This window comes from Actinosynnema sp. NPDC059335, from assembly GCF_042752395.1.
Classification (GTDB): Bacteria; Actinomycetota; Actinomycetes; order Mycobacteriales; family Pseudonocardiaceae; genus Actinosynnema.
Window position 1 is genome coordinate 1 of sequence record NZ_JBHYXZ010000334.1, and the last position, 1,009, is coordinate 1,009.

Below are 1,009 nucleotides of genomic sequence, written 5' to 3' on the forward strand. Positions count from 1 at the left end.
ACGCGGTCCCGCCCCACCGCCGTTCCGCGTCCGGACGGGGTCATTCCAGGTCGCGCGGGTTGCGCGGGGTCGCCCTATTGCGGACCCCTTGATGCCTGCACTCTGTTAACACGTTCGTCCATTCGAGTGGTAACGACTTCCGAAGTGGTGCTCCCATGCTGGTCAGCGAGGGCCAAGATCGAGCCGTTCGTCGCTCTCGGTAAATTTCCCCCTCTCAGATGCGTCCATCTGTGTAAGGCTTGAGCCCGTTCGGCAGGTCGGGGGGCCGCCGAACCCACCCGAAGCTCAGCCGCAGAGGATGCCCCGTTCAGGGGTCCCGTTGTAGGGGAGGCAACGCCATGTCCCGAACCGACCCGAAGCTGGTCGCGGAGATCGACGCCATCGAGGACCGCCTCGCCGACGAGGCGCCCGTCGCGGAGCCCGGTGAGGTCGTGCCGATCGAGGTCCTGCCCGACGACGCCGTGCCCGGCGAGGTCGCGCCCGGTGACGTCGTGCCGATCGAGGTCGGGCCCGGCGAGGTCGTCCCGATCGAGGTCGTGCCGGGCGACGGCGAGCCGGGCGACGGCGGCGTCGTCGAGCCCACCGGCGGTCCGTACAAGCCGACGGGCGACCCGGTGGACGAGCCGCTGGTGCGGCCCATGGGCGGCCCGTACAAGCCCACGAGCGAGCCGACGGCCGACCCGCTGGTGCGGCCGATGGGTGGTCCGTACAAGCCGACCGGCGACCCGGAGCCCGAGCCCAACGGCGGCCCGTACAAGCCGACCACCGACGAGCCGGCGGCCGTCGCGCAGGCCCAGTGACCCGGCGCCGACGAGGGCGCTGAAGTGATCGTGGATGGCGCCCGCCCCCGGCCGGGGGGCCCCCCCAGTTAGCGGGGTTGACAAAAAAGACGGGCCGCGTAAAAACACTGGGAGGGGCCGGCACGCGCCCCCCCACCCGGGCCCGCCGCCCCGCCCGCACCGCGATGAAGGAGATGAACGTCATCGGCACGATGCAGCTCCTGGCCGCG

At 71.8% G+C, this 1,009-nt stretch carries 1 protein-coding gene; it reads left to right on the forward strand.

Translation table 11 applies throughout. From position 1 onward, the window contains the following. Positions 1 to 338: 338 nt before the first annotated feature. Positions 339 to 800 carry a hypothetical protein gene (locus tag ACFXGA_RS40245; RefSeq protein WP_378098506.1) on the forward strand — a complete coding sequence of 154 codons (462 nt, stop codon included), beginning with the start codon at positions 339 to 341 and terminating at the stop codon, positions 798 to 800. The last annotated feature ends 209 nt before the right edge of the window (positions 801 to 1,009 follow it).

Excerpts from the sequence above, each read along its gene's own strand:
- ACFXGA_RS40245 (WP_378098506.1), top strand. The coding sequence starts at position 339 with ATGTCCCGAACCGACCCGAAGCTGGTCGCGGAGATCGACGCCATCGAG.